At 67.1% G+C, this 26,063-nt stretch carries 25 protein-coding genes and 4 tRNA genes; 11 read left to right on the top strand and 18 right to left on the bottom strand.

Translation table 11 applies throughout. From position 1 onward, the window contains the following. The first annotated feature begins 240 nt into the window (after positions 1-240). Entirely contained in the window at positions 241-2,385 is a 2,145-nt protein-coding gene (locus tag LGM56_RS12125) for a phosphocholine-specific phospholipase C (RefSeq protein WP_226204724.1), read from the top strand. A gap of 364 nt (positions 2,386-2,749) precedes the next feature. Then, on the top strand, positions 2,750-3,898 hold the full coding sequence (locus LGM56_RS12120; protein WP_226204722.1) for a branched-chain amino acid ABC transporter substrate-binding protein: 1,149 nt from the start codon (positions 2,750-2,752) through the stop codon (positions 3,896-3,898). A 130-nt stretch (positions 3,899-4,028) separates the two neighbouring features. Here LGM56_RS12120 and LGM56_RS12115 read toward each other — a convergent pair whose 3' ends face one another. Continuing rightward, positions 4,029-4,778, bottom strand: a complete 750-nt coding sequence (locus LGM56_RS12115) for a FadR/GntR family transcriptional regulator (protein ID WP_089483607.1) — start codon at positions 4,776-4,778, stop codon at positions 4,029-4,031. Positions 4,779-5,136: 358 nt separating this feature from the next. On the opposite strand from LGM56_RS12115, the gene gudD reads away from it, so the two are divergent. Then, positions 5,137-6,489, top strand: coding sequence for a glucarate dehydratase (gene gudD, locus LGM56_RS12110; protein ID WP_226204720.1), 1,353 nt, complete (start codon positions 5,137-5,139; stop codon positions 6,487-6,489). Positions 6,490-6,567: 78 nt separating this feature from the next. On the opposite strand, the gene LGM56_RS12105 is transcribed toward gudD, so the two are convergent. From LGM56_RS12105 to LGM56_RS12095, 3 genes are all read right to left on the bottom strand, one after another. Further along, positions 6,568-7,032 (bottom strand): DUF2214 family protein, encoded by a 465-nt coding sequence (locus LGM56_RS12105; protein WP_226204718.1) that lies wholly within the window; start codon positions 7,030-7,032, stop codon positions 6,568-6,570. Positions 7,033-7,071: 39 nt separating this feature from the next. Further along, complete coding sequence (locus tag LGM56_RS12100; protein WP_226204716.1) at positions 7,072-7,878, bottom strand: hypothetical protein; 807 nt, start codon at positions 7,876-7,878, stop codon at positions 7,072-7,074. A gap of 237 nt (positions 7,879-8,115) precedes the next feature. Beyond that, positions 8,116-9,180 (bottom strand): glycosyltransferase family 4 protein, encoded by a 1,065-nt coding sequence (locus LGM56_RS12095; RefSeq protein WP_006476459.1) that lies wholly within the window; start codon positions 9,178-9,180, stop codon positions 8,116-8,118. Between the two features lie 563 nt (positions 9,181-9,743). Between LGM56_RS12095 and LGM56_RS12090 the strand changes: the two genes are divergently transcribed. Further along, positions 9,744-11,576, top strand: coding sequence for an ABC transporter ATP-binding protein (locus tag LGM56_RS12090; protein WP_089494396.1), 1,833 nt, complete (start codon positions 9,744-9,746; stop codon positions 11,574-11,576). Between the two features lie 76 nt (positions 11,577-11,652). On the opposite strand, the gene otsA is transcribed toward LGM56_RS12090, so the two are convergent. Continuing rightward, positions 11,653-13,032 carry an alpha,alpha-trehalose-phosphate synthase (UDP-forming) gene (otsA, locus tag LGM56_RS12085; RefSeq protein ID WP_089494395.1) on the bottom strand — a complete coding sequence of 460 codons (1,380 nt, stop codon included), beginning with the start codon at positions 13,030-13,032 and terminating at the stop codon, positions 11,653-11,655. Then, positions 13,029-13,781 carry a trehalose-phosphatase gene (otsB, locus tag LGM56_RS12080; RefSeq protein WP_089494394.1) on the bottom strand — a complete coding sequence of 251 codons (753 nt, stop codon included), beginning with the start codon at positions 13,779-13,781 and terminating at the stop codon, positions 13,029-13,031. The genes otsA and otsB overlap by 4 nt, the downstream gene beginning before the upstream one ends. Positions 13,782-14,063: 282 nt before the next feature. On the opposite strand from otsB, the gene LGM56_RS12075 reads away from it, so the two are divergent. The 3 genes from LGM56_RS12075 to LGM56_RS12065 are packed head-to-tail and all read left to right on the top strand — an operon-like array spanning position 14,064 to position 16,038. After that, complete coding sequence (locus LGM56_RS12075) at positions 14,064-14,696, top strand: SCO family protein (RefSeq protein ID WP_226204714.1); 633 nt, start codon at positions 14,064-14,066, stop codon at positions 14,694-14,696. Between the two features lie 12 nt (positions 14,697-14,708). After that, entirely contained in the window at positions 14,709-15,155 is a 447-nt protein-coding gene (locus LGM56_RS12070) for a copper chaperone PCu(A)C (RefSeq protein WP_226204712.1), read from the top strand. A 10-nt stretch (positions 15,156-15,165) separates the two neighbouring features. Beyond that, complete coding sequence (locus LGM56_RS12065) at positions 15,166-16,038, top strand: cytochrome c oxidase assembly protein (protein ID WP_089439565.1); 873 nt, start codon at positions 15,166-15,168, stop codon at positions 16,036-16,038. Between the two features lie 22 nt (positions 16,039-16,060). Here LGM56_RS12065 and LGM56_RS12060 read toward each other — a convergent pair whose 3' ends face one another. After that, positions 16,061-16,546, bottom strand: a complete 486-nt coding sequence (locus LGM56_RS12060; RefSeq protein WP_034186526.1) for a GNAT family N-acetyltransferase — start codon at positions 16,544-16,546, stop codon at positions 16,061-16,063. A 126-nt stretch (positions 16,547-16,672) separates the two neighbouring features. Continuing rightward, positions 16,673-17,545 carry a pirin family protein gene (locus tag LGM56_RS12055; RefSeq protein WP_226204710.1) on the bottom strand — a complete coding sequence of 291 codons (873 nt, stop codon included), beginning with the start codon at positions 17,543-17,545 and terminating at the stop codon, positions 16,673-16,675. A 109-nt stretch (positions 17,546-17,654) separates the two neighbouring features. Here LGM56_RS12055 and LGM56_RS12050 point away from each other — a divergent pair, with 109 nt between their 5' ends. Both LGM56_RS12050 and LGM56_RS12045 read left to right on the top strand, forming a co-directional pair. Then, positions 17,655-18,572, top strand: coding sequence for a LysR family transcriptional regulator (locus LGM56_RS12050; protein WP_069247501.1), 918 nt, complete (start codon positions 17,655-17,657; stop codon positions 18,570-18,572). Positions 18,573-18,674: 102 nt separating this feature from the next. Continuing rightward, a complete protein-coding gene (locus LGM56_RS12045) occupies positions 18,675-19,178 on the top strand; it encodes a GAF domain-containing protein (protein WP_011351430.1) in 504 nt (167 codons plus the stop codon). A 158-nt stretch (positions 19,179-19,336) separates the two neighbouring features. On the opposite strand, the gene map is transcribed toward LGM56_RS12045, so the two are convergent. Both map and LGM56_RS12035 read right to left on the bottom strand, forming a co-directional pair. Next, entirely contained in the window at positions 19,337-20,143 is an 807-nt protein-coding gene (gene map, locus LGM56_RS12040) for a type I methionyl aminopeptidase (RefSeq protein WP_226204708.1), read from the bottom strand. Then, positions 20,143-20,379, bottom strand: a complete 237-nt coding sequence (locus LGM56_RS12035; protein WP_089439561.1) for a ParD-like family protein — start codon at positions 20,377-20,379, stop codon at positions 20,143-20,145. Before LGM56_RS12035 ends, map begins: the two co-directional genes overlap by 1 nt. Before the next feature lie 142 nt (positions 20,380-20,521). Between LGM56_RS12035 and LGM56_RS12030 the strand changes: the two genes are divergently transcribed. Further along, positions 20,522-21,145: a helix-turn-helix domain-containing protein gene (locus LGM56_RS12030; RefSeq protein WP_226204706.1), complete on the top strand. Its 624-nt coding sequence runs from the start codon at positions 20,522-20,524 to the stop codon at positions 21,143-21,145. A gap of 56 nt (positions 21,146-21,201) precedes the next feature. Continuing rightward, positions 21,202-21,750: a GNAT family N-acetyltransferase gene (locus LGM56_RS12025; RefSeq protein ID WP_089494387.1), complete on the top strand. Its 549-nt coding sequence runs from the start codon at positions 21,202-21,204 to the stop codon at positions 21,748-21,750. Between the two features lie 102 nt (positions 21,751-21,852). Here the strand turns inward: LGM56_RS12025 and LGM56_RS12020 are convergent, their stop codons facing one another. The 8 genes from LGM56_RS12020 to pgsA form a co-directional block, all read right to left on the bottom strand. Next, positions 21,853-22,416: a TlpA disulfide reductase family protein gene (locus LGM56_RS12020; protein WP_226204704.1), complete on the bottom strand. Its 564-nt coding sequence runs from the start codon at positions 22,414-22,416 to the stop codon at positions 21,853-21,855. Further along, complete coding sequence (locus tag LGM56_RS12015; RefSeq protein WP_226204702.1) at positions 22,406-23,473, bottom strand: transporter; 1,068 nt, start codon at positions 23,471-23,473, stop codon at positions 22,406-22,408. Before LGM56_RS12015 ends, LGM56_RS12020 begins: the two co-directional genes overlap by 11 nt. A gap of 151 nt (positions 23,474-23,624) precedes the next feature. After that, positions 23,625-23,936, bottom strand: a complete 312-nt coding sequence (locus LGM56_RS36935) for a DUF2946 family protein (protein WP_319000755.1) — start codon at positions 23,934-23,936, stop codon at positions 23,625-23,627. Positions 23,937-24,753: 817 nt separating this feature from the next. Further along, positions 24,754-24,827: transfer RNA gene (locus LGM56_RS12005), tRNA-Cys, on the bottom strand. Between the two features lie 100 nt (positions 24,828-24,927). Further along, positions 24,928-25,003: transfer RNA gene (locus LGM56_RS12000), tRNA-Gly, on the bottom strand. Between the two features lie 51 nt (positions 25,004-25,054). Continuing rightward, positions 25,055-25,130 (bottom strand) — tRNA-Gly (locus LGM56_RS11995). Positions 25,131-25,183: 53 nt separating this feature from the next. Next, positions 25,184-25,259, bottom strand: a tRNA-Gly gene (locus tag LGM56_RS11990). A gap of 135 nt (positions 25,260-25,394) precedes the next feature. Next, positions 25,395-25,982, bottom strand: coding sequence for a CDP-diacylglycerol--glycerol-3-phosphate 3-phosphatidyltransferase (pgsA, locus tag LGM56_RS11985; protein WP_011351424.1), 588 nt, complete (start codon positions 25,980-25,982; stop codon positions 25,395-25,397). Positions 25,983-26,063 lie beyond the last annotated feature (81 nt).

Genomic DNA, 26,063 nt, shown 5'->3' with positions numbered 1-26,063 from the left:
GCGCCGCATTGCTTTCCCGCCTCGTCCCTGCCGCACCGCGACCACTGGCGACATTCGCCCGACGCCGCTTCGAGATCGCTTCGATGCGGATGCAAACGTTTCCGGACTTCACATGAATGACACCGATTCCCCGCTATGCTCGCGGCGGCACCACCCGGCGCAGCCGCATCCTGCGACCCGGGTGCGCCCTTCCAGCAGATCCCGCCAATCGGCTCCCCCCTTTACCGCACGATAACGACCATGACCCGATCGAACCGTCGTGACTTCCTGCGCGTCGCTGCCGGCACCGCCGGCGCCGCCGCGCTGAACCTGTTCCCCCCCGTGATTCGCGATGCGCTTGCGATTCCCGCGAACCGCCGCACCGGCACCATCCGCGACATCGAACACATCGTGATCCTGATGCAGGAGAACCGCTCGTTCGACCACTACTTCGGCACGATGCGCGGTGTCCGCGGCTTCGGCGACCCGCGTCCGCTGCGCCTCGCGAACGGCAAGTCGGTGTTCCACCAGCCGGTCGGCCCGGCCGAGCTGCTGCCGTTCCATCCGGGCGCGGACAAGCTCGGCCTGCAGTTCCTGCAGGACCTGCCGCACGGCTGGCAGGACATGCACGCCGCGTGGAACAAGGGCCGCTACGACCAGTGGGTGCCGAACAAGGGCACCACGACGATGGCGTACCTGAAGCGCGACGACATCCCGTTCCACTACCAGCTCGCCGACGCGTTCACGATCTGCGACGCGTACCACTGCGCGATCCCGAGCTCGACCGACCCGAACCGCTACTACATGTGGACGGGTTACGTCGGCAACGACGGCACGGGCGGCGGCCCGGTGCTCGGCAACGAGGAAGCGGGCTACGGCTGGACGACCTATCCGGAAGTGCTGGAAAACGCCGGCGTGTCGTGGAAGATCTACCAGGACGTCGGCACCGGCCTGAACGCCGCCGGGTCGTGGGGCTGGACGCAGAACCCGTACATCGGCAACTACGGCGACAACTCGCTGCTCTACTTCAACCAGTACCGCAACGCGCTGCCCGGCACGCCGCTGTACGACAAGGCGCGCACCGGCACCAACATCAGCGCGGGCGGCACGCTGTTCGACATCCTGCAGCAGGACGTGAAGAACGGCACGCTGCCGCAGGTGTCGTGGATCTGCGCGCCGGAAGCATATTCCGAGCATCCGAACTGGCCGGCGAACTACGGCGCGTGGTACATCGAACAGGTGCTGCAGGCGCTCGTGTCGAATCCGGAGGTATGGAGCAAGACCGCGCTCTTCATCACGTACGACGAAAACGACGGCTTCTTCGACCACGTGCAGCCGCCGTTCGCACCGCAGTCGCGCGACAACGGGCTGTCGACGGTCGCGACGACCAACGAGGTGTTCCCCGGCGACGCATCGCACATGGCCGGCCCGTACGGGCTCGGGCCGCGGGTGCCGATGCTCGTCGTGTCGCCGTGGACGAAGGGCGGCTGGGTCTGCTCGCAGACCTACGATCACACGTCGCTGCTGCAATTCATCGAGGCACGTTTCGGCGCGCAATACCCGGTCAAGGCCGGCAACATCTCGCCGTGGCGCCGCGCGGTGTGCGGCGATCTGACCGCCGCGTTCGATTTCGCGACGGCCGATGCCGGCTGGCCGACGCTGCCTGACACGAGCGGCTACGCGCCGCCCGACCGCCTGCGCCATCCCGACTACATCCCCGTGCCGCCGGTACTGCAGAAGCTGCCGAAGCAGGAGGCCGGGCTGCGGCCGGCGCGCGCGCTGCCGTACGAGCTGTTCGTGCACGGCCGCGTCGAATCGGTGAACGGCCTGTTCCGGCTGACCTTCGCGAACACGGGCCGGGCAGGCGCCGCGTTCCAGGTGCAGTCGCGCAATCGCCTCGACGGCCCGTGGGCGTACACGGTCGAAGCCGGCAAGCGGATCGCCGACACGTGGAGCGCCGCGGCGTCGCTCGGCCTGTACGACCTCGACGTGTACGGCCCGAACGGCTTCTACTGCCATTTCCGCGGCCCGTTCGCGACCGGCGTCGGCAGCGCGAACGTGAATCCCGAGGTGATCTACGGCTACGACGTCGCGAACGGCAACATCACGCTGCGCCTGATGAACCGCGGCCACAAGGCCGTGCGGCTCAAGGTCACGAACGCGTACGGCCACGGGCGCGCGCGCACGTTCGACCTCGCACCGGGCCAGCACGTCGACGACTACTGGGATCTGCGCGGCAGCCACGGCTGGTACGACCTGACCGTCAGCGACGGCCGCCTGCTCGGCTTCCTGCGCCGCTTCGCGGGTCACGTCGAAACCGGCCGCCCGAGCACCAGCGATCCGCTGATCCGCACGCACGCATCGCACGACGATGCCGAAGCCGCATCGGACGCCCTGTCCGACTGACGGCATCCCGTGCGCGGCGCGGCCCCGGCGGGCCGCGCCGCCTCCCTGTCTCCCCCTCCTCTCCGCCCGCTCCGTTCGCGACGGGAAACTCCCGATACCGGCTGCCGCCGCACGCGCGGAAGCTATGCGCAAATCCGCACCGAATGCGCGGCGAATCGCCAAGACCCGGGCATATCGGCGACCTATAAATCGAGGCGATCGGGGCGCTTCTTCGCGGCGCCTGACGGGAGATTCTTCCGAGGATAACGATGCCGACCTCCCTGCCCGATTCCGAGAAGCGGTCGAACCGCCCGCCCGTCGCACGCACCCGGCCCGCCCGGGCGCATGCGGTACTCACTCGCAGGTGTCGAACAAGAGGAACAACATGAAATTCCGTCATTCCCTGCTGTCGGTGTCGATTGCATCCGCGCTTGCCCTCCTCTCGCAACAGGCCGCCCAGGCCGCCGATACGACCGACGTGAAGGTCGGCTTCGCCGCGCCGCTCACCGGCGTGAACGCCGGTTACGGCAAGGACCTGCAGAACGGCGTGCAGCTCGCGCTCGATGACGCCGCCGCGCAAAAGGTGCAGATCGCCGGCAAGCCGGCCCACTTCAACCTCGTCGTGCAGGACGACCAGGCCGACCCGCGCATCGGCGTGCAGGCCGCGCAGGCGCTCGTCGACCAGAACGTGTCGGTCGTGGTCGGCCACTTCAACTCGGGGACGACGATTCCGGCATCGGTCGTCTACGACAAGGCCGGCATCCCGGTGATCGATCCGGCCGCGACCAACCCGACGCTCACCGCGCGCGGGCTCGCGAACATGTTCATGGTGATCGCGACCGACGGCCAGAACGCGGGCAACGCGGGCAAGTACGCGGTCGACGTGACGAAGGCGAAGCGCATCGCGATCATCGACGACCGCACCGCGTTCGGCCAGGGCGAGGCCGACGAGTTCGAGAAGGCCGTGAAGGCAGCGGGCGGCAACCTCATCGGCCGCGAATTCACCAGCAACCAGGCGGTCGACTTCCGCGCGCAGATCACGAGCCTGAAGGCGAAGAATCCCGACCTGATCTTCTTCGGCGGCCTCGATTCGCTCGCCGCGAACTTCATCAAGCAGATGCGCCAGCTTGGGCTGAACGCGCAGTTCGTCGGCGGCGGCGGCGTGAAGGACAACGAGTTCATCAAGATCGCGGGCCCGGCCGCCGAAGGCGCGATGGCGTGGGAGTACGGCCGGCCGCTCGACGAGCTGCCGCAAGGGAAGGATTTCGAGGCGCGCTTCAAGAAGCGCTTCGGCGTCGACGTGCTGTCGTACGCGCAGTTCGGCTACGACGCGGCGTGGGCGGCGATCAAGGCGATGCAGGCGGCCGCCTCGACCGACCCGAAGGTCTATCGCCCGGCGCTGAAGAAGATCGACTTCGAAGGCGTGACCGGCCGCATCTCGTTCGCGAACGACGGCTCGCTGAAGAGCGGGATGTCGACGCTGTACCAGGTGAAGAGCGGCGCGTGGAAGACGATCACGACGAAGGGAGGCTGATCGGCGGTGCCGGCGGCGGCAACGCCGCCCGCCCCCGGCGATCGATGAACGGATATCGATCTTGTATGACGACTGATGTTGAGGCGATTCGACCGGGCCGGCGGCACTGTAGGCCGCGCCGCCCGGTGCGTCAGCCGGCCTCGGCCTCGGCCGCCTCGTGCGCGCGGCGCAGCCGCTCGCGGCTGTTGGTGAGGTGCGTGCGCATCGCCGCGCGTGCCGCTTCCGGGTCGTGGCGCGCGATCGCCTCGTAGATATCCTCGTGCTCGTGGTTCAGCCGGCCGACGTAGCGCTCCAGATCGTCGCCGGCAAAGCGGGCCGAATTCACGCGCGTGCGCGGAATGATCGACGTGCCGAGCTGCGTCATGATGTCGACGAAATAGCGGTTGCCGGTGGACTGCGCGATCTGCAGGTGGAACTGGAAGTCGAGCTGCGCCGTGTCGCGGCCGCCGCCCGCCCCCGATGCGATCGCGTCGAGCGCGCGCCGCAGCGCGGCCAGGTCGGTATCGTTCGCGCGTTGCGCGGCCAGGCTCGCGCATTCGCTTTCGAGGCTGATGCGCAGTTCCAGCACCGCGAGCACGTCGCGCAGCGTCGTGATCGTCGCCGGGTCGATGCCGAGCGTCTGGCGGCGCGACGGCTCCAGCACGAAGCTGCCGATGCCGTGGCGCGTCTCGACGAGGCCGCTCGCCTGCATCCGCGAGATCGCCTCGCGCACGACCGTCCGGCTCACTCCCTGCGCCGCCATGACTTCGGTTTCGGTCGGCAGCTTGTCGCCGGGACGCAGCGTGCCGTTTTCGATCTGCGCGGTCAGCGCGTCGACGACATCTTGTGCGAGGCTGCGTGCGCGACGGCGCGGCGCTGCGGGAAGCGTAGGCACGGACATGAGGCCGGTTCCTTTTTGAATGATCGTAATGTGAGCCGAGGGTTTACGCGGGGTTTGAGCGAAAGCCGATGATTCATTATACTGCGTCACAAGTCATCCGACGACTGATGATCGAAACACGGATCTCCTGTCGACTCAAGCGAGCAGTCCTGCGCCGCCTGGTCCCATGTCTTACGATCAGCCAGCGTTCGCGTTCTGTGCTCCGCTGGTCAGGTTGTCGCTCCCACCCCGTTTCGGGTTGCGTCGACCTGCGGGGCTTGCGCGCCGCGCATGTCGGTTGTCGAATGATCGCACCTCCCGTCGCGCGCGGCAAAGCTTTTGCCGCACGGCATTGCCCACCCTTTCGCCATCGCCGCCCATGAACGCCGTCACTGCCTCGCCCTCCCACGACACGCCGCGTATCGTCGACCTGCAAGCGATTCCGGTCGCCGGCCACGACAGCATGCTGCTCAACCTGAGCGGCGCACACGGCCCGTTCTTCACCCGCAACCTCGTGATCCTGAAGGACAGCGCGGGCCGCACCGGCGTCGGCGAAGTCCCGGGCGGCGAAAGCATCCGCCGCACGCTCGACGATGCGCGCGCGCTCGTCGTCGGCCAGCCGGTCGGCAATTACCACGCGGTGCTCAACGACGTGCGGCGCACCTTCGCCGACCGCGACGCGAGCGGCCGCGGGCTGCAGACCTTCGACCTGCGCACGACGATCCACGCGGTCACCGCGCTCGAAGCCGCGCTGCTCGACCTGCTCGGCCAGCATCTCGGCGTGCCGGTCGCCGCGCTGCTCGGCGAGGGCCAGCAGCGCGAGCGCGTCGAAATGCTCGGCTACCTGTTCTACATCGGCGACCGCACGAAGACCGCGCTCGCCTACCGCGACGGCAGCGGCGCGACCGACGACTGGACGCGCGTGCGAGACGAAGCCGCGCTGACGCCCGAGGCCGTCGTGCGGCTGGCCGAGGCCGCGCATGCGCGCTACGGCTTCAACGACTTCAAGCTGAAGGGCGGCGTATTCGAAGGCGCGAGCGAGATCGAGGCCGTGACGGCGCTCGCCGAGCGCTTCCCCGACGCGCGCGTGACGCTCGACCCGAATGGCGCGTGGTCGCTCGACGAGGCCGTGCGGCTGTGCCGCGACCAGCATCACGTGCTCGCCTACGCGGAAGATCCGTGCGGCGCGGAGAACGGCTACTCGGGCCGCGAGGTGATGGCGGAATTCCGCCGCGCGACGGGGCTGCCGACGGCCACCAACATGATTGCGACCGACTGGCGGCAAATGGGTCACGCGGTGCAGCTGCAGGCCGTCGACATCCCGCTCGCCGATCCGCACTTCTGGACGATGCAGGGTTCGGTGCGCGTCGCGCAGATGTGCCGCGACTGGGGCCTCACATGGGGCTCGCATTCGAACAATCACTTCGACGTGTCGCTCGCGATGTTCACGCACGTCGCGGCCGCCGCGCCGGGCCAGGTCACCGCGATCGACACGCACTGGATCTGGCAGGACGGCGAGCGGCTGACGCGCGAACCGCTGAAGATCGAGAACGGGCTGGTGGAAGTGCCGAAACGGCCGGGGCTCGGCATCGATATCGACATGGATGCCGTCGCGGTCGCGCACAAGCTGTACAAGCAGCACGGGCTCGGTGCCCGCGACGACGCGGCGGCGATGCAGTATCTGATTCCGGGCTGGACCTTCAACAACAAGCGCCCCTGCCTCGTGCGCTGAGTGCGGGTGCGGCCGGGCGGCAGGGTCGCCCGGTCGAACTTGGGCCGGGCCTACTCGGCCAGCCCTGGCCGGCCGCACCTACCCGGCCAGCCCAATCCCCCTCGCCATCCCCGACGCGGCGAACACGATGACGATCACCAGCACCGCCTGCCAATGGCCGATCCGCACATAGGTGCGCGCACGGCCGAGATCGGGCATCTGCTGCTGCCGCGCGGCGATGCGCCACCGGATCAGCCCGAGCATCGGCACGACCTCGAGCAGCAGGATCACCACGAGCGCGGTCATCTTCAAGTGAAAGAGCGGTTCGTGCAGGTAATACGCGGCGCCCTTCTCGAAACCGCCGAACGCGCGCATCAGGCCCGTCACGATCAGCACGAGCGCCGCTAGCCCCCACGCGGCATCCGCCTTGAATACGCCGGGCAAGTCGGCCGCCTGCGCCGACGCGATGAGCCGGCGCAACGCGCGGTTACGCCCCGCGATCGCGGCAAACGCGACGCCGAACGCACTCAGGTGAACGGCAGCCAGCAACCAGCGGACGATCATCACGCCTCCTTGTCGCCCGCACGCCGTGCGCGGGACTTGTCAGACGATCTGCTTGAGCGCGGCGTCGAGCGCGAGCACCGCGACGCGGTCGCCCTCGGTCGCGAGCGGCGCACGCATGACGATCTGCCGGTTATGGCCGACGGCCGCCGGGGAATCCCACAGCAGTTCGACCTTCGGTCGATTGAAGAAGCTGCCGCGGCGCGGCGGCACGACGGCCGGCTGCGCGTCCGCTGCACCGTCGCCTGCGGCAGGCGCCGCGCGGCCGGGCCAGCGCACCGACAGTTCGCGCGCATCGTACTGGCCGACCTTGCGGCTTTCCATCCACACGATCGCGGTGCGCGTCAGCACGTCGAGCGAAATCGCATAACGGCCGACCGCGAAGCGGCGCGCGGCCACGTTGGTCCGCCACAGCGGCCGCGGGCGGCAGATCCAGACGATCGCCGCATAAAGTGCCGGTGCGGCGACGAGCCAGCCGTTGGTCGCCGTCACCGCATGCAGCGCGAGGCGCCAGCCGTCCACCCAGACGAACATGCCGATCGACCAGACCGCGAACAGGAAACCGATCAGCGCGAAGACGCGTAGCGCCTGGCGCAGCCACTGCGGCAGCGGATGAAACGGCCGTTCGGCGCGCGCGACGGCGCCCGGCAGCGCGAGCAGCAGGAAGATCAGCAGCAGGTAGATGAACGCCCAGGGCGACGACACCATCGCCGACAGCGACGAGCGATAGCCCATCTGGGACATCGAGAACAGCCAGCGCGCGAGCAGCACGAGACCGATCGCACGCAACGCGAAGATCACACCGGCGCCGGGGGCCGGCGCTGCGCGCGTGGATTTCGTTCTCGCCAAGACTGCTCTCCTCTGGATATTCGTGCGGGGCCGGATTTCACGGCACGGCCATTATAGGGACATTACCGTCTGGACAGACGGACGGATGCCCTGCCGGGCCGCTTCGGGGGCCGTTCGCGGCGTCGGGCGCGGCGAGAATACAACAGATCCGCGCCGTGGATGTGACAACGCCCCGCCGGGAACCCGGACGGGGCGTCGATGGCAAGCCGCGCGCCGCAGCGCGGCGGCGGCCCGCAATCAGCTTGCGTTGACTTCGCGCAGCACCGTGCGGCGCTTCTGGCGCAGCAGTTCCTCGTAGCCCTTCACGTAGTTCTGCGCCATCACCTTCGACGAGAAGCGGGCTTCGAACGCGGCGCGGACCTTCTCGCGCGGCAGCGTATCGAGGCGCTTGAGCGCGGCAACCGCCGACAGCTCGTCTTCGACGACGAAGCCCGACACGCCGTTGTCGATCACTTCCGGCACCGAGCCGCGCTTGAACGCGATCACCGGCGTGCCGCAAGCCATCGCCTCGATCATCACCAGGCCGAAGGGCTCCGGCCAGTCGATCGGGAACAGCAGCGCGTGCGCGTTGCCGAGGAATTCGGTCTTTTCGGACTCGCTGATTTCGCCGATGTACTCGACGTGCGGCAGCGCGAACAGCGGCTTGATCTTCTCTTCGTAGTACGCGCGGTCAGCCTTGTCGAGCTTCGCGGCGATCTTGATCGGCAGGCCGGCCTGCTCGGCGATGCGGATCGCCGTGTCGACGCGCTTCTCCGGCGAGATGCGGCCCAGGAACGCGAGGTAGCTCGGCTTGACGTTCGGGATCGGCGTCAGCAGGTTTTCCGGCAGGCCGTGGTAGACGGTCGACAGCCAGTTCGCCTGCGGCAGCGGGATGCGCTGGTTGTCGGAGATCGACACGACCGGCACGTCGCTGAATGCGTTGAAGATCGGCTGCAGTTCCGGCAGGTCGAGACGGCCGTGCATCGTCGTCAGATGCGGGACCGGCTGGCGCGAGAACAGCGAGAACGGGTAGTAGTCGATGTGGCAGTGCAGGACATCGAACTCTTCCGCGCGACGGCGCACCTGCTCGAGGAGCAGCATGTGCGGGGCCATCACGTCGCGGATCGTCGGGTCGAGGCGCAGCGCCTGCGGCCAGCAGGCTTCGAGCTTCGCGGAGGTTTGCGAATCGCCGCTCGCGAAGAGCGTGACGTCATGCCCCATCTCGACGAGTGCTTCGGTGAGGTAGGACACCACTCGCTCGGTGCCACCGTACAGTTTCGGGGGCACCGCTTCGTGCAACGGAGCGATTTGGGCGATTCGCATGCGTAACTCCTAAAAAATCGGCTAAAAACCAGGTATGGGTCGGCAACCTGCCGGCGGTCCGGGCTGGATGCAGGTCGTCCGAAGATCGGACGAATCAGCCTGCCGGGGGCGTCGAACCCGCGCTGCTCAAGGAGCGTCGGCGACGCGACAGGCATAGAACGTTTGAAACGAAGACCCGTTGACAGGGGTTCGTAAAAAACCTGGAATCGAACCCGGAGCCGATTATCTAGGGTTAATCCCGATACGGCGCACAACATTTCAAACACTTTACTTTGTTACAAAGGTGCAACACTTTGCAACCCGCGGACTTGGGTGTCCGTTCTAGAGTGGAAGGCCCTTTTGGCATTCCTTGACCCCGTGACCGCCGGCAGCGTGATTCCGGCACATGAGGCAGGACGGGATGCCGGATTTTATCTCAAAATCGACCGCGAGCCCCTGGCCAAGGCAAGATTCGCGCAGCGCGACACGCGGGCTTGTTTACAATGCCGGATTATTCAGTCCGGGCGAACGCCGGCCTGCGATCCAGCCGCCACGCTCACTCACCGAATCACCGCACGCATATTTTGGAATCTCTCACCCCTGCCCAGCGCAACGCCCACAACGCGAAGCTGTCGAGCTACGCGCATCGACCGATCGCGTTCCTGTTCCGCTACATCCGCCTGCATCCCGTCGCCCACCTGATCGTGCTCTGCAGCGTGCTGGCCGCCGTCGGCTGCGCGCTCGGCTCGCAATACGCGATCAAGCACCTGATCGACGTGCTGGCGACCGGGCGGCATCACCCCGGCCCGCTGTGGAGCGCGTTCGCGCTGCTCGTCGGGCTGATCGCGGCCGACAACCTGCTGTGGCGCGTCGGCGGCTGGTTCGCCGCGCACACGTTCGTCGCGGTCACCGGCGATCTGCGGCGCGACTTGTTCCAGTACCTGATCGGCCATTCGCCCACCTACTACGCCGAAAAGCAGCCCGGCACGCTGGCGAGCCGCATCACGGCCACGTCGAACGCGGTCTACACGTCGGAGAACACGATGGCGTGGAACGTACTGCCGCCGTGCATCGCGGTGATGGGCGCGATCCTGATGATCATCGTCGTCAATCCGATGATGGCCGCCGGCCTGCTCGGCTGTTCGGCCGTGCTGTCCGTCATCCTGTTCAAGCTCGCCGGGCGCGGCTCGGCCCGCCACCACGCGTTCGCGGCGAAGGCCGCGGCGGTCGACGGCGAGCTCGTCGACGTGATCGGCAACATGGGCCTCGTGCGTGCGTTCGGGATGACGCTGCGCGAGCAGAAGCGCTTCGGCGCGACGGTCAAGGCCGAGATGGATGCGCGCCAGCAGAGCCTGCTCTATCTCGAGAAGCTGCGCCTGCTGCACGCGGTGATCACCGCGATGCTGTCCGCCGGCCTGCTCGGCTGGGCGCTGTGGCTGTGGGACCAGGGCCGCGCGACGTCGGGCGACATCGTGCTCGTCAGCTCGCTCGGCTTCACGATCCTGCACGGCACGCGCGATCTCGCGGTCGCACTCGTCGACGTCACGCAACACATCGCGCGCCTGTCCGAAGCCGTCAAGACGCTGCTCGAGCCGCACGGGATGCCGGACCGCTCCGACGCGCAGCCGCTGTCGGCCACGGGCGGCCGTGTCGATTTCGAGCGCGTGACGTTCGCGTATCCGCACCGCCGCGCGATCCTCGACCACTTCGACCTCCGTATCGAGCCGGGCCAGCGCGTCGGCCTGATCGGCAAGTCGGGCGCCGGCAAGTCGACCGTGCTTGCGCTGCTGCAACGCTTCTACGACACGCAGGACGGCGCCGTGAAGGTCGACGGCCAGGACGTGAAGACAATCACGCAGGACAGCCTGCGCCACGCGATCGCGCTCGTGCCGCAGGACATCTCGCTGCTGCACCGGACGATCTACGACAACATCGCGTACGGCCGCCCCGACGCGACCCGCGACGAAGTGCTCGCCGCCGCGCGCGACGCGCGCTGCGCGGAATTCATCGAAGCGATGCCGGAAGGCTATGACACGATCGTCGGCGACCGCGGCGTCAAGCTGTCGGGCGGCCAGCGCCAGCGCATCGCGATCGCGCGCGCGATCCTGAAGGATGCGCCGATCCTGCTGCTCGACGAAGCGACGTCCGCACTCGACAGCGCGTCCGAGGAAGCGATCCAGAGCGCGCTCGACCGCCTGATGGTCGGCCGCACGGTGATCGCGATCGCCCACCGCCTGTCGACGCTGCGCAACTTCGACCGGATCATCGTGATGAACAACGGCAAGGTGATCGACGACGGCCCGCCCGACGTGCTGCGCAACCGTCCGGGCCTGTACCGCGACCTGCTCGCGAAACAGCACGGCCGGCATCACTCCGCACCGGACGGCAGCACGCCGACCGGCGAACGCGTGGCCTGACACCTCGGCTGCAGCCGACAAAAAAGCCGCAGTGCTTCAGGCACTGCGGCTTTTTTATCGCTCGATGAACCGCCGTTTACGCGTGCTGCAGATCGCGCAGGAAGTTGTCGCGCCACACCGACACGTTGTTCTCGCGAAGCTGCGCGATCATGTCCGTATAACGCGCGCGCCGCTCGGCGAGCGGCATCGTCAGCGCCTGCGACAGCGCATCGGCCATCCCGTCGATATCGATCGGATTGACGATCAGCGCCCCCGTCAGCTCGCGCGCGGCGCCGGCGAAGCGCGACAGCACGAGCACGCCCGGATCGTCCGGATTCTGCGCGGACACGTACTCCTTCGCGACGAGGTTCATCCCGTCGCGCAGCGGCGTCACATAGCCGACCCGCGCGAGCCGGTACAGCGCAGCGAGTAGCTGGCGGTCGTACTGGCGATGGATATAGAGGATCGGCGCCCAGTCGAGCTCGGCGAAGCGTCCGTTGATGCGCCCCGACTCCCCTTCGAGCTGCAGGCGGATGTCCTGGTACGCGCGCAGTTCCGCCCGGGTCGACGGCGCGATCTGCAGGAACGACACGCGATTGCGATGCGACGGCTCGTGCTCGAGCAGCTTCTCGAACGCGCGAAAGCGCTCGACGAGCCCCTTCGAGTAATCGAGCCGGTCGACGCTCATGATCAGCTTGCGGCCGCGCAGCGACGTCGCGAGCGTGCGCACCGCCTTGCCGTGCTCGCCGGCCTGCGCGAGCGACGCGATCTCGTCCGGATGCACGCCGATCGGATAGGCGGCCGCGCGCAGCGTCCGGCCGAATGCGCGCACCGTCGCCAGGTGGCCGTCGCGCTCGATCGTGCCGCCCGCTTCCGACTCGACGTAGTCGCAGAACGCGCGCAGGTCGGGTTCGGTCTGGAAGCCGAGCAGGTCGAACGCACACAGCGACTCGACGAGATCGCGATGCGGCGGCACGCTGACGAGCACCTGCGCAGCCGGAAACGGAATGTGCAGGAAGAAGCCGATGCGGTTCTTCACGCCGGCCGCGCGCAGCGCGCGCGCGAACGGGATCAGGTGATAGTCGTGCACCCAGATCACGTCGTCGTCCTGCAGCAGCGGCACGAGCTGCTGGGCAAGCCACACGTTCACGCGGCCATAGCCTTCGAACTCGTGACGGTCGTACTGGATCAGGTCGGTGCGGTAGTGAAACGCGGGCCACAGCGTCGCGTTCGAGAAGCCGCGGTAATACTGGTCGTAGTCGCGCCGCGACAGGCCGATGGTCGCGAACGTGACCGGCCCGTGCTCCTCGACGCGGATCTGCGGCGCACCGGACGCGACGACCTCGCCGCTCCAGCCGAACCACATGCCGCCCGTCTCCTTCAGCGCATCGTAGACGCCGATCGCGAGGCCGCCCGCTGCCGGTTCGCCTTCCGAAATCGGCGCGACGCGGTTTGAAACAATGATGAGGCGACTCATGCGTCAGGCTGCTCCGCACCGAGCCAGCGCGCGATCTGCTCATGCAGCGCGTCGACCGAATCGAGCCGCGCGCGGGCAGACGTCTCGCCCGCGCCGACCTTGATCGACAGGCCGCCGCGCGCGTTGACCACCGCGAAGCCCTTCTCGTCGGTCAGGTCGTCGCCCGCGAACACCGGCACACGCCCCGCGAACGGCGGCTCGTCGAGGAACGCAGCGAGCGCGCGCCCCTTGTCGACGCCTTTCGGCTTGATCTCGAACACCATCTTGCCGGGCTGCAGCACATACGCATCGGCATAGTCGGCGACGAGGCGCTCGGTGGCCGCGCGTGCAGCCGCCTCGCGCTCGGGCGCGTTGCGGTAGTGCAGCGCGACGGCCGCGCCCTTGATTTCGAGCAGCATGCCCGGATGACGGTCGACGACGGCCGCCAGCTCGCGCTCGATGCGCAGCAGGCGTTCGTCGTTGAAGCCGATGCGCTGCGTGTCGCCGTTCGCATCGCGGCGCTCCGCGCCGTGCAGGCCGGCGATCGGCATGCCGGGCATCTTCAGGAACGTGTCGATATTGTCGATGCCGCGCCCGGACACGATCGCGACCGCGCCGTGCGAGCGGCGCCGCAACTCGTCGAGCAGCGTCAGCAGCGACGGCGGAACATGAATGCTGTCGGGCGTCGGCGCCAGTTCGACGAGCGTGCCGTCGAAGTCGAAGAAGAACGCGGTATCGGTCAGGGACAGGGAAGCCGGAACGGATTGCATCGATTCGATAGTGTGAGGGCCGGCGGGCAAACGCCGGGCGGCCGCTGCGCGAATGGAATTGTGCGCATCTTACCGCGCCTGCGCATCGAGATGGGCGAAACCGGTGCGGCGCCGGCTTCGCGCCGCCGCGCGCGTCAACTGCGACATATTGCCCCGCTCGCCCGCGGCGTACGGGTTTCGAAAGGACGCGGGCGCGCGAATTGCGCTACAGTCGCAACCGCCTGCCGCGCGACGCATGGCGCCGCGCCGGCCGGCCCACCTTCCGTCCGATCGAGCCCCAGGATGTCGTCTCGCACCACGCCGCACCGGCGCTTCTCCCGCCTCATCCGCACGGCCGCGGCTCTCGCCGCCGCCGTGGCGCTCGCCGCGTGCACGCACGACGAGCCGCGCTGGAACCTGACCAACGTCACCGGCCACCTGCCCGACCTGTCGTTCACGCTGACGGGCGGCGACGGCCATCCCGTCGACGCCGATGCGTTCCACGGCCAGGTCGCGCTCGTCTACTTCGGCTACACGCACTGCCCCGATGTCTGCCCCGAAACGATGGCGCGGCTGATGGAAGTGCTGGCGAAGCTCGGCGCGCAGGCCAACAACGTGCGCATCCTGTTCGTCTCGGTCGATCCTGCACGCGACACGCCGCAGGCAATGCAATCGTATGTCGCCGCGTTCGACGCCGCGCATGCGCGCGGCCTGACCGGCACCGACCGCCAGATCGAATCGCTCGCGAAGCGCTACCGCGTCGCCTACCAGATGGAAAAGCGCGATCCGTCCGGCGGCTACGAAGTCACGCACAGCTCGGCCGTCTATATCTTCGACGCGAGCGGCCGCGCCCGCCTGCTGGCGACCGACCGCGACTCGCCCGACGCCATCGCCGCCGATCTGCGCCGGATCATCGACACCGCCTCCACGACCTGAATTCATCCCGACATGAAAACGACAACGACCCTCAAGACGCTCGCCCTCCTCGCCGCGCTGTGTGCCGGCGCCCACGCGTATGCCGCCGGCGCGGTCACCGCGCAGGACGCCTGGGTGCGCTGGCTGCCGAACAAGCTGCCGGCCGGCGGCTACGTGACGCTCGTGAACACGAGCGACAAGCCGGTCGATCTCGTCGACGTCGACAGCCCCGACTACGGGATGGCGATGCTGCACCAGACCGTCTCGAACGGCTCCACGCAGAAAATGGAAATGGTCGACAAGCTGACGATCCCCGCGCGCGGCAAGGTCGACATCGCGCCGGGCGGCTACCACTTCATGCTCGAGGAGCCGAAGCACGCGATCAAGCCAGGCGACACCGTACACCTGCGCCTGAAGTTCTCCGACGGCGAAACGGTCGATGCGCCGTTCGCCGTGAAATCGCCGGCCCAGGCGAAGTGATGCGCGCGCGATGAACCTCCTGTACTGGCTCGATCCGTGGGAACCGTCGCCCACCGTGGTGATCGCGGTGCTGACCGCCGCCGTGCTGTTCGCACGCGGCGTGAAGAAGGCGAAGGTGTCGCCGCTGCGGCAGTTCTCGTTCTGGTTCGGGCTGACGGCGCTCTACATCGCGCTGCATACGCGGCTCGACTATTTCTTCGAGCACGAATTCTTCCTGCACCGCGCGCAGCATCTGGTGCTGCACCACCTCGGGCCGTTCTTCATCGCGCTGTCGTATCCGGGCGCCGCGATGCGCGCGGGCATTCCGTTCCGCTGGCGGCAGCGTTTCGTGCGCCCCGCGCTCGCGTGGGCGCCCGTGCGCGCGACGCTCGACGTGGTGTTCCATCCCGTCGTCGCGGTCGTGCTGTTCGTCGGGCTGATCTATTTCTGGCTGCTGTCGCCGATTCACTTCATCGCGATGCTCGACTGGCGTCTCTATCGCGTGATGAACTGGAGCATGGTGATCGACGGGCTGCTGTTCTGGTGGCTCGTCGTCGATCCGCGTCCCGCGCCGCCCGCGCGGTTGTCGCCGGGCCGCCGGATCCTGATCGTCGTCGCGGCGATCCCGCCGCAGATCGCGCTCGGCGCGCTGATCTTCTTCACGCCGCACGAGCTGTATCCGATCTATTCGATCTGCGGCCGTGCGTTCACATGGCTGAGCCCGCTGCGTGACCAGCAGATCGGCGGCCTGCTGCTGTGGATTCCCGGCTCGATGATGAGCGTGATCGGCGCGCTGATCGCGCTGCGCCACTGGCTGCGGCTGTCCGCGCGCGGCCGCCTGATCGATGAACGTGCCGCGGCACAGCGCGCAGCCCGGCCGCCGGTCGCGCACGCCGCGCACTGACGGCGGCGCGTCGCATCGCGCATTACGCGCGTGCGCTGCTCATCCACACGTGCGGGATGCCGTCCTCGTCGTGCACGTCCGAACTCGGCGTGAAGCCGAATGCGCCGTAAAAACGCTGCAAGTGGGCCTGCGCATGCAGGCTCACCGGCGTATCCGGCCACTGCGCGCGGATATGCTCGAGCGCGCGCGACAGCAGCCCGTTGCCGAGGCCCGCGCCGCGAAACGCGGCGGTCGTCAGCACGCGGCCGATGCGAACATCGGTGTGCTGCGCATCGGGCAGCAGCACGCGCAGATAGCCGGCCAGGCGACCGGCCGGATCGAAGGCGGCCAGGTGCCATGCGGCCTGGTCCGCGTCGTCGATGTCGCGATACACGCAGTTCTGCTCGACGACGAACACCGCGCTGCGTGCTTCGAGGATCGAATAGACTTCGCGCGCCGTCAGCGCGTCGAAGGATTTCCAGCGCCAGTCGAGATCGGCGGCGCTCGGGGATGCAGCGGATGCGTTCATGGTCGGTCCTGATTCGGGCGCGCCGGCCGGCGCGCGGCAATCGACGATTATGCCTCGAAGCGCACGCGCCGCGCGACCGACTGCCCGCGCATATAAACAGGCCCCGCATTGCGCGGGGCCTGTCCGTCATGCCGGCATCTGGCCGAAGCGGCCGCTGTTGAAGTCCTCGATCGCGGTACGAATCTCCGCTTGCGAGTTCATCACGAACGGCCCGTAACCGACGACGGGTTCGTCGATCGGTTCGCCGCTCAGGATCAGCAGCTTCGCGTCGCCGTTCGCTTCGATCTCGACATCGCTGCCATCGCGGCCAAGTTGCACGAACTGCGCTTCGCGGGCGACCGTCTCGCCATTCACCTGCACGGTGCCGCTCAGCACGACCACCGCGAGCGTACGCCCGTCGGCGATCGGGAACCGCGCATGGCCACCGGCCACGAGCCGCACGTCCCACACGTCGATCGGCGTATGCGTGCGGGCCGGGCCGCGCCGCCCGTCGAGCTCACCCGCGATGATCCGCGCGCGCCCCGCGCCGTCCGGCAGCTCCACCACGGGGATGTCGGCGTTCAGCAGCGTCTGGTAGCCGGGCGCGCCCATCTTGTCCGCGGCGGGCAAGTTCACCCACAGCTGCACCATCTCGAGCGGGCCACCGCGCTGCGTGAACCCTTCCGAGTGGAATTCCTCATGCAGGATCCCGCTCGCGGCCGTCATCCACTGCACGTCGCCCGGGCCAATCACGCCGCCCGCGCCGGTCGAGTCGCGGTGCGCAACTTCGCCGTCATAGACGATCGTCACCGTTTCGAACCCGCGGTGCGGATGCTGGCCGACACCGCGCGGTACCGAGGCCGAGCCAGGCTCGAACGTGGTCGGGCCGGCGTAATCGAGCAGCAGGAACGGGCTCAGGTGCGCGCCGTGGGACTGGTAGCTGAACATCGAACGCACCGGGAAACCGTCGCCGACCCAATGGCCGCGCGGCGCACTGTACACACCCTGGATCTTCTTCATTGCCTTCTCCGAATTGCGGCGAAACACGTGTTTCGCATCCTGGGTAGAAATATAGTGGTGGAACGATCGATCCGGTAGACTGCCAAAATCGCACGCAGCGTTCCATTTCATGAACGATAAAGCGCGGGATCTGAACGATCTCTATTACTTCGTACAAGTCGTCGAACACGGCGGCTTCGCGCCAGCCGGGCGGGCGCTGGACATGCCGAAATCGAAGCTGAGCCGCCGCATCGCGCTGCTCGAGGCGCGGCTCGGGATGCGGCTGATTCAGCGCTCGACGCGCCGCTTCACGGTCACCGACGTCGGTCAGACCTATTACGCGCATTGCCGCGCGATGCTCGTCGAGGCCGATGCCGCCGACGAGGCGATCGCGCTGCTGCACGAGGAGCCGCGCGGCATCGTGCGCGTCAGTTGCCCGATCGTGCTGCTCGATTCGCTGGTCGGCACGATGATCGCCGCGTTCATGGTCGCGTGCCCGCGCGTCGAGATTCATCTGGAAGCGACCAACCGGCGCGTCGACGTGGTCGGCGAAGGCATCGACGTCGCGATCCGCGTGCGCCCACCCCCGCTCGAAGACAGCGATCTCGCGCTGCGCGTGCTGGCCGAGCGCGGCCAGTGCCTCGTCGCGAGCCCGGCGCTGCTGCGCGAGCACGGCGCCCCGGCCGTTCCCGCCGATCTCGCGCGCCTGCCGAGCCTCGATCACGGCGCCCCGCAGTCCGCGCACGTGTGGCGGCTGCGCGGGCCCGACGGCGCTCACGCGGAAATTCATCACCAGCCGCGCTTCGTGACGGGCGGCATGCTCGCGCTGCGTGCGGCAGCCGTCGCGGGCGTCGGCATCGTGCAGTTGCCGACGATGATGGTGCGCGATGAGGTTGCGCGCGGCGAGCTGGTGACCGTGCTGCCCGACTGGGCGCCGCGCCGCGAAATCGTGCATGCGGTGTTCGCGTCGCGCCGGGGATTGCTGCCAGCGGTGCGCGCCCTGCTCGATTTTCTCGCGGAGCGGTTTGCCGAACTCGAACCCGATTGAGCGCGCCGCTTCACGCGTGACCGGGCGCTGCAAACCCTGCGCGCGTGCCGTAGACTGCGGTACGCGCATCGCGCATTCCACAACCCTGATCGCTTTCCCGCCATGTTCACGCTGTCCAACGACCCCAACGCCTCCAAGGCCGATCAATACGCGACGCTCGTCGAGCAGGCACGCGCGCTCGTCGAGTCCGAACGCGACCTGACCGCGAACGCGGCCAACTTCTCCGCGCTGGTCTACCACTCGCTCGACCGTCTCAACTGGGCCGGCTTCTACTTCTTCGACGGGACGGAACTCGTGGTCGGGCCGTTCCAGGGCAAGCCGGCCTGCGTGCGGATCGCGCTCGGCAAGGGCGTGTGCGGCACGGCCGCGCAGACGCGCGAGACGCAGGTCGTGCGCGATGTGCATGACTTCCCCGGCCATATCGCGTGCGACGCCGCCTCGGAATCGGAAATCGTCGTGCCGCTGGTGGCCGCCGACGGCACGCTGATCGGCGTGTGGGACGTCGACAGCCCGGTCGCCGCGCGCTTCGACGACGAAGACCGCAAGGGGATGGAAGCGCTGTGCCGCGTGTTCGTCGAATCCGCGTGGCAGAAGGCACGCGGTTGAGGGGCGGCTAAGCCGCGCTCCGCCACCGAGCAGCTGGTCACCGCGTTCACGCGTAAATCGCGCCGCGCTTCGCGACCTCGAACGAAAACGAAACGGGCCCCGCAAAGGGGCCCGCTCCACTATGCCACCGCACCACCGTTCGTGGCGCACTGCAGGTATCAGGCGGCGTGCGTGCCCGACAACACCGGGAACGCCTGAGGCTTCGCGTCCTCGGTCAGCACCTCGAAGCCCGTTTCCGTCACGACGACCATGTGCTCCCATTGTGCCGACAGCGAATGGTCCTTCGTGACCACCGTCCAGCCGTCCGCCAGCATGCGCGTGTCGCGCTTGCCCGCGTTGAGCATCGGCTCGATCGTGAAGATCATCCCCGGCCGGAGCGGCACGCCGGTGCCCGGGCGGCCGTAGTGCAGCACCTGCGGCTCGTCGTGATAGACGTCGCCGATGCCGTGCCCGCAGTACTCGCGAACCACGCTGAATCCTTCGCGATGCGCGACCTGCTGGATCGCGTAGCCGACGTCGCCGAGCGTCGCTCCCGGACGCACCGCGCGAATGCCCGCGTGCATCGCCTCATAGGTCGTCGCGACGAGGCGCCGCGCGAGTTCGTTCGGTTCGCCGACGAAATACATGCGGCTCGTATCGCCGAACCAGCCGTCCTTGATCACCGCGATGTCGAGGTTCACGATGTCGCCGTCGCGCAGCGGCCGCGACGTCGGAATGCCGTGGCACACGACATGATTGACCGACGCGCACACGGTCTTCGGATAGCCGTGATAGCCGATGTTCGCCGGGACCGCGCCGAGCACGTCGACGATGTAGTTGCGGCAGAGCACGTCCAGCTCGTCGGTGGTGACACCCGGCTTCACGTGCTCGGTGATCATCGTCAGCACCTGCGACGCGAGCTTCGCCGCTTCACGCGACTTGGCGATTTCCGCGGCGCCGCGGATCGGGATGTCTCGTTTCGCCATTACGCCACCTGCTCGATGCGGTGCTCGACCGGTTCCGCCGGCCCCGTCTCGCCGCCCCGTGCCTCGGCCTCGATCAGCATTCGGCAGATGTCGCCGTAGGACAGCGCCGGATTGAGTTCCGCCAGCATCCCGACGCGCAGCCAGTGTTCGGCCTGCGCATTGATCGAGCGGCTCAGCGCCGTGCTGGTCGAGCGCAGCCGCTCGTGCATGTGCTCGGAAATCTTGATGATGCCCATATATCCCCAATTAAACGAAACGTAGTCGATTCGTATATTACGCCGCGCACGACTGCCGAGCAAGCCGTTCGAATTCCATCGAGCCGCCTGAGGTCAAACCCCGTTGACATCGAATTCCAGTTTGCTGGAAAATAAATCCATCATGAAAGAATCAGCAACCGCCGTTGCCGACGACACCGGCATCAACGAACGCATCGCCCGGCGCGTACGCGACCTGCGCACCGTGCGAGGCTACACGCTCGATGCGCTGGCCGCGCGCTCCGGCGTCAGTCGTTCGATGATCTCGCTCATCGAACGCGCTTCGGCCAGCCCGACGGCGGTCGTGCTCGACAAGCTCGCGGCCGGGCTCGGCGTGTCGCTGGCCGGCCTGTTCGGCGGCGATCAGGACGACACGCCCGTGCAGCCGCTGGCCCGCCGCGCGCAGCAGGCCGAATGGCGAGATCCGGCGTCCGGCTACGTGCGGCGCAACCTCTCCCCGGCCGGCTGGCCGTCGCCGATCCAGCTCGTCGAGGTGGATTTCCCGCCCGGTGCACGCGTCGCGTACGACAGCGGCGGGCGCGAAAGCGCGCTGCATCAGCAGGTGTGGGTCATCAGCGGCCGCGTCGACGTCACGTTCGGCGACGCGCTTCACGAACTTCACGAAGGTGACTGCCTGGCCATGCGGCTCGACCAGCCGCTGATTTTCAGCAATCCGTCGTCGCAGGCCGCGCGTTATGTCGTCGCGATCTGCGATGCGTCTGCCGCCGCCGGCGTGCGGAATCCCTGATGAACGCGTCGCCGCAATGGCCGCGCGCGCCCTATCCATTGCCCACAGGAGCCGGTATGAATTCCCCGAAACAGCGCGACGACGTGCGCCTGATCGATTGCAGCGAGGCCGAGCATGCGCCGGCCATCCTCGAGATCCTGAACGACGCGATCGCGAACTCGACCGCGCTGTACGACTACAAGCCGCGTCCGCCGGAAGCGATGGTCGCGTGGTTCGCGGCGAAGCGCGCGGGCGGCTTCCCGGTCATCGGCGCGGTCGATGCATCGGGCACCCTGCTGGGCTTTGCGAGCTGGGGCACGTTCCGCGCGTTTCCCGCCTTCAAGTACACGGTCGAACACAGTGTGTACGTGCATCGCGACCAGCGCGGCCGCGGGCTGGGCGAGGTGCTGCTGCGCGAAGTGGTCCGGCGCGCGCGCGAAGCGCAGGTGCACGTGGTGATCGGCTGTATCGATGCGACCAATGCGGGAAGCATCGCACTGCATACGAAACTGGGCTTCGTGCACTCGGGCACGATCACGCAGGCCGGCTTCAAGTTCGGCCGCTGGCTCGATGCGGCGTTCTATCAGCTGACGCTCGACACGCCGGCGCAGCCGGTGGATGGTTGAGCCGAATGATGTCGCGCACAACCCGTGTGCGCGACATGCTGCCGCTCGGCCGGACCGACAGCGGCGTTCACTTCGTTCGCACGCTGCCGGACCTTGGGCCCGCTATTTCCGCAAGCGCGGCGCAACGACGCGCTCGAGGCGCTCGGCAGTCCACGACGGTTGCGGATCGTCCCAGCCATTGTCGACGAGGAGCCCGTTCCGGTCGATCGTGAAGTTCACCGGGATCCGCCACATGCGCCCGTAGCCTCCGGCATAGGCACTACCCAACAGCCCCACCGGAAAGCTCAGGCCGGCCGCCACCTGCCGCACCTCCGCGAGGTTGTCCGCCCCGTCCAGGCTGAAGCCGAGCACGCGCAGGCCGTCCGCCGCATGGCGCGCGGCATACGCCGACAACAGCGGCAGTTCGGTCCGGCAGGGCTCGCACCATGTGGCCCAGAAGGTCAGGATGACGACATAACCCCGCCAATCCTCGCTGGCGATACTTTGTCCGTCGAGCGTATACAGGACGAGGCCGGGCGCCGGACGGCCGACCGTCAGACTGCCGGCCTGCGCCGCCGGCAGCCATCCGCCGACGCCGGCGCCCAGTGCAAGCCCTCCGGCCATGCGCAGCCAGTCGCGCCTCGCCCGGCGACGCCTGCTGCTTCGGCCAAAACCGTCAGAACGCATAGCTCGCCCCCACCGTGCCCGACCAGCGCGGAAACAGCTGATAGCCGCTGAGCCTGCTATACAGCGCCTTCTGGACGAACGCATAGACGTTCAGGTTCTTCACGACGTTCACCGTCACGCCGGGCGACAGATAAACGACCGTGCCGGCCGTGTTGCCGGTGTCGGCGAGCGCCCCCTGGTCCGAACTCTTGCGCGTCACGTTGACCTGGAGCTGCGGCACGATCCTCGGGTTCTCCTCGTAACGCAGGCCGACGCTGACCGTCGCCTGGTTACCGGGCCGGAAGTCCTCGCCGAGGCCGCGAAGATTCTCGACCACCGCAGCCTGGAATTGACCGTTGATGAACGCGTCGAAATTCTGGCTGATCGGCTGATAGTAGTACGCACCGACGATCAGATCGGTACTGCCCGTCCCGGGCTGCAGGCTCGTATCGAGGGCCTGGCCGTTCGCGCTGTTCGGGCCTGACGAGAAAAACACCGGGCTACGCCCGACGTTGGCGCCCGTCAGCACGTTCTGGCCGCCGTACTTTCCCGTCGGCAGCTTGACCCCCAGTTGCACGCCGAGATTGCGGGTCGGCAGGAAGCCCTGATAGCTGGCGATCAGCTTGATGTCGCCCAGCCCCTTGCTGGTGACGCCGCTCAGATTGTCGGATGTGAGCTGGTCCGGCGTGGCATTCCCGTACGTCGAGTGGCCACGATCGACGAACGGCACGATCGCGCTGAAGTTCCACTTGGGATTCGGGCTGTAGCTGATGCCCAGGTTCCAGTAGCGGTTGATCGTCTGGTTCTCGACCTCCTGGCTGCCGCCTGCCGCATTGATCGCCGCCGGTACGACGGCCGAAACCGCATGCGATCCGCTGCGCAACTGGTTCTGCGGGATGAAAGTGTAGTCCAGGCTGATACGCCAGCCCGGCATGGCCGAATACCCCGTCGCGGCATCCGTGCTCAGCGAGCAGCCACAGGTCGCGCAGGCGTGGGCGGCCCCCGGCAGGGTCAAGCCCGTCAGACAGGCGAACGCGGCCAACGCCGCGCCGACGGTCTGCTTCGATTCGATTCGCATCTCGTTCCCCTCTCATGTCGTGTGCATGCACGCGCGTGATCCGCAACATGGCGGACGCGCGGTGCGAGATGACCCGATTGCCGGCTCGTGGCCGCGGGCGTTTCACGCGCCGCGGGGGAGCCTGTCCGGATCAACTGCTGGAGTGCCTACGTCAGAGATAGAACGGCGAATCGCGGGGCCGGCCCGCCCGGGGGATATCCCGAAGGACGAACGGGCGTGAAGCCGCTGGATATGCGACGGCATAGCCGGGAACCGCCAGCCATTGCGGCAAGGACGGTGACGGTGCAGCCGCATGATGCACGAGCAGGTCGCAATACCCGCAAGCCGCGAAATGGTCAGCGGCAAGGGCGTGATTGTCTGCGTCGGGCTGTCCATCGGCCGAACAGATCGATGCGACTGGCGCATTCTGGTCATGGGAGACCAGGCCATGGCTCACGAGCGGCGCAATGACGACGAGCAGCATGGCAAACATGCCAAGCCACGCTGCCAGACGATTGCGGGAACGTGCGGTCATGATGAGCGGCATCGGGACGGTGGCTGGATCTTAGCCGAAGCGAGCCGCGGCAACCGGACAATCGTCGTCGGCACGATGCGGCCCAGCCCTGGACGGTTCTCGTGACGGCGCGCGTTCGAAACCGGCCGCCGGGATCCGGCAGCCGGTTTCGATGACGATCGTGCTGCGGATCGATACGCGCGCACTGTCCGCTCGTCGATTTGACTTCATTGAACTGTCCCCCGCCTGGTCGATTGGCTAGGTGGCGCCGAAGTCGCATGGCGCGCGTTGAGCCTTTCGATTTCTGAATTCGATCATGCAAACGGCGTGCCATATGAAGCAAGCGCCCGCTGTCATTACACGTCAGGCGTATGCCAAAAAAAACGCCACCGTGTTGATCGCATGAAGTGTTTCAGACCTGCAACGCTGTCGTCGACATCGTGACGAACGTGTCGGGCACGACGCGTCATACGGACGTTCTTCCAAGCTGACGTCGAACGGATACGGCCACTTGCCTGCTTTGCGCGAGACACTCAATCGAAGTCGCGCAACACCATCGGTACGATGCGCGCTGTCGCAGACAATTTCGCGTACGACAGGTCATTCTGTCGCATCAAAGAATGCGTTCGTTTCAGCCTCGTAACGCATACGTGAATTTCGCTCCAGACGACTCATGTTCAATCCGCGCGTCGAACGTCGGACGCTTGGCGGTTGCAACGTCGGGGAGTCGGGGAAAGTGGCTCCAGGCGCAGAAAAAAGAAAAGCCCCGCCGAAGCGGGGCTTTATCTGGAGGCGCGAGCCGGAGTCGAACCGGCCTAAACGGCTTTGCAGGCCGCTGCATAACCGCTTTGCTATCGCGCCAAAAGCGGACTGTGCGAATGCCGTGAGGCAAGCGACAGATTTTTTATTCGAGGACGGAAAGTCCATCAAATAAAAAGGGAAGCGTGGCTTCCCCATTACTTGGAGCGGGAGACGAGTCTCGAACTCGCGACCTCAACCTTGGCAAGGTTGCGCTCTACCAACTGAGCTACTCCCGCATTGTCCTGCATCTGCAGCGCTTCGCCGACCAACACGCTGCCAGAAAAATCTGGAGCGGGAGACGAGTCTCGAACTCGCGACCTCAACCTTGGCAAGGTTGCGCTCTACCAACTGAGCTACTCCCGCATGTGTCCTGCATCTGCAGCGCTTTGCCGACCAACACGCTGCCAGAAAAAATCTGGAGCGGGAGACGAGTCTCGAACTCGCGACCTCAACCTTGGCAAGGTTGCGCTCTACCAACTGAGCTACTCCCGCGTATTGCTGCGTTACTGCTTCCCCGTCACACACTTACTTCGTCGTGCAGCGGAGAAGCGAGATTATGTCGAAGGCACATTCGTGTGTCAAGGGCTTTTCCAGCCCTTTTTCCAAAAACCTGCTCGACCGGACGCATCACGCGCCGCCGCGCTCGCGAATCTGCGGCCACGCGAGCTTCATGTAGTACAGCATCGACCAGATCGTCAGCACCGCGGCGAGATACATCAGCCATTCGCCCCACACGCGCGTGTCGATCGTCGCGACGCCGAGCGGCAGCGGCCCGTAGAACAGCAGCATCGGAATCGCGACCATCTGGCATGCCGTCTTGAACTTGCCGAGCTGGTTCACCGCGACGCTCTTCGACGCGCCGATCTGCGCCATCCACTCGCGCAGCGCCGAAATCGCGATCTCGCGGCCGACGATCACGAGTGCGATTGCCGCGTCGACCCGCGAAATCTGCACGAGGATCAGCAGCGCGGCCGTCACCATCAGCTTGTCCGCCACCGGATCGAGAAATGCACCGAACGACGACGTCTGGTTCCACTTGCGGGCCAGATAGCCGTCGAACCAGTCGGTCAGCGCCGCAAGAATGAAGATCGCCGCCGCCGCGAGATTGCGGTGCGCGCCGCCCATCACCGTGTCCGGCAGATAGAACACGCCGACGACGAGCGGAATCAGCACGATCCGTACCCACGTCAGGAAAATCGGGAAATTGAACGGCATGGCATGCGGGACAGTAAAGGATTCGCAATTGTGCCGTGTCGACCGGCCTGCCACAAGAACGGCGGCCGGCCGCACGGCCGC

Origin of the sequence: Burkholderia sp. AU38729 (assembly GCF_020419725.1) — a bacterium.
Classification (GTDB): Bacteria; Pseudomonadota; Gammaproteobacteria; order Burkholderiales; family Burkholderiaceae; genus Burkholderia.
This window is presented reverse-complemented; position numbering and strand designations above follow the sequence as displayed.